The following is a 1985-nucleotide window of genomic DNA, read 5'->3' on the forward strand; positions in this document are numbered from 1 at the left end:
GGGGGAGTGACCCGGAATTAACGCCTCATCATCCGGCCGAATTGACTTGGCTTTGTGGGGTCTCGCGGCACAGGTTTATACAGCTTTGCCATACCTTGAGGCGCAGTTAAAAACGGGCTAAATCCTGACTTTGGATGTCTCGTGGCGCAGGTATATACCGTTCAAGACGTATCGCGGCACAGTATACGCCATACACCCAACAGCTTCACGGCTTGTCCCGCCTTTGGCTTGGAAGCACGACCTGCCGCCACCCCGGCGCCCCCTGGCAAGGCCAAGGGCGTCCAGCCGGCGCTTTTTCTCGGCCTCTCATGCACCTCCGCGCCCCTCTTTTTTCTCCCGCCTTCCGCCAACTCGACCCCTCCTGGCAGGGCCGCCCCACCCCGAAAACCTCCGTTTTGGTTGAATCAAAAACGATGCAATTTGACAGGTTTTGATGGTCTGCTAGAGTTGCCTCAGATGCTTTTAGTGAGCCTTTTGCCGTAACAGTTGACGGCAACAATCGCATGCTGCGGCGCTGGCTGGCCGATCCCGGATTCGATCCGGTACTCCGGTCCAGGCACAAACACGATGCGAACTGGAGCTGGTGGTGATCGCTGAATTCGTCCTGATCTATCGCTTCACGGGTTTCTTCCCACGACCGGCCGGGCCCATCCCGGGGGCCGGCCGTAACCAGGAGAAACCCGATGAAGAACATGAAGCGCGCCCTGCGCCGGCATCACGCCGCCCGCCTGAAGGCGGCACGTCGTTCCCACTGGGGGCGAGACATCCGTCACGACGCCAAGTCACTCGGCAAGGTTGTCGATACACCGTGCCCTTGCAGCTGCTGGATGTGCGGCAACCCCAGGCGGTATCTCAAGGAGCTCACGCGTCAGGAATGCCGAGCAATTGACCGGGAGAAATCGTTTCGATCATGACTCTGCCCTGCCCGACAGAATTTGGGCGCCGCTATGCGCAAGCGGAAGACGGGGCGCGGCAAAGCCGGCGGGGGCTTTGGGGCGATCGCGCGCCGGTGGCGCCGTGGGACTTCAGGAAGGCGAGGAAAAAACCCTCCGCTGAGCGCTCACGCGCCCGACGTTGGCTCGGTTTTCCATTTCCGCAGATGATCGACGAGTCGGTGCGCACGATCGTCCGGCGCATAGACGAGGTGCAATAGTAGCTGAACCGGGCGCGGGATGTTTCGCTCGCTCTCGTAGCGGGAGCCGCCCGACTGGGTGACCCCGACCCGCCCCCAGAACTGTGACTGGTTCATGCCATGCTTGCGGCGGAACGCCTTGATTTCCTCAGACGAGGAGAAGACGAGTTTCGGGGCAGCCATCATGCTCACCATTGATGATCTCTGAACGCCCCATCATACTCTTTTAGCATTTTCTGTGAACGCCATGGCACGCACCACCCCGAGCGTCATCAGGCAGTCGCCAAGCGCGCGGTGAGCGTTGCCGACGGTCACCCCCTGCTGCTGCGCCGCGGCCGAGAGCTTCTGCCAGCGATATCGCCCCTTCTCCGCACTCCACTCGCCGTAGAAATCGGCATAGGCCAGCATCGCGCAGCTGAACGTCGCAACCTGGTCGAGCGGCACGAGATCAGGGATCGATTCCCTATAGCGCCTGGCGGTCTGCTCGATCAGGCGAACATCGAAGTCGGCGTTGTAGGCGATCACCTGCCGGCCGGCGATCAGTCGGCAAAACCTGTCATGTATCTCTGGCCAGGTCGGCGCGTCGGCGAGCATGGCGTCGGTGATGCCGTGGATCGCGGCGGCCTCGGCCGGGACCGGTCCGCTCGGGCGCACGAGGGTGTCGAGCAGCACGGTGCCGGCGCAGTCGATCACGGCGAGCTCGACGACCTCGGCGTCGGCGTCGAGGCCCGTCGTTTCCGTGTCGAGGATCAGCGCATTGGCGTCCAGCCAGGCACAGACCTGCCGGCTGATCTGCCCGCGGCTGGCCGGATCAGCCATTGCCGCCGACCTTGCCGCGCAAGGTTTCCAGCAG

At 62.6% G+C, this 1985-nt stretch carries 3 protein-coding genes; 1 reads left to right on the forward strand and 2 read right to left on the reverse strand.

Annotated features, from left to right (window positions below):
• The first annotated feature begins 683 nt into the window (after positions 1-683).
• Positions 684-914 carry a hypothetical protein gene (locus ACUH78_RS19105; RefSeq protein ID WP_445334434.1) on the forward strand — a complete coding sequence of 77 codons (231 nt, stop codon included), beginning with the start codon at positions 684-686 and terminating at the stop codon, positions 912-914.
• A 146-nt stretch (positions 915-1060) separates the two neighbouring features.
• On the opposite strand, the gene ACUH78_RS19110 is transcribed toward ACUH78_RS19105, so the two are convergent.
• Together ACUH78_RS19110 and ACUH78_RS19115 are read right to left on the reverse strand one after the other, a co-directional pair.
• Positions 1061-1315: a helix-turn-helix domain-containing protein gene (locus ACUH78_RS19110; protein ID WP_445334436.1), complete on the reverse strand. Its 255-nt coding sequence runs from the start codon at positions 1313-1315 to the stop codon at positions 1061-1063.
• A gap of 33 nt (positions 1316-1348) precedes the next feature.
• Entirely contained in the window at positions 1349-1951 is a 603-nt protein-coding gene (locus ACUH78_RS19115; protein ID WP_510497606.1) for a 3'-5' exonuclease, read from the reverse strand.
• Positions 1952-1985 lie beyond the last annotated feature (34 nt).

The sequence above is a fragment of the Thauera sp. ZXT1-4 genome, assembly GCF_052598215.2.

What these genes read in the sequence shown, in the direction of transcription:
- ACUH78_RS19105 (WP_445334434.1), top strand. Translation starts at nt 684, where the DNA reads ATGAAGAACATGAAGCGCGCCCTGCGCCGGCATCACGCCGCCCGCCTG.
- ACUH78_RS19110 (WP_445334436.1), bottom strand. Translation starts at nt 1,315, where the DNA reads ATGGCTGCCCCGAAACTCGTCTTCTCCTCGTCTGAGGAAATCAAGGCG.
- ACUH78_RS19115 (WP_510497606.1), bottom strand. Translation starts at nt 1,951, where the DNA reads ATGGCTGATCCGGCCAGCCGCGGGCAGATCAGCCGGCAGGTCTGTGCC.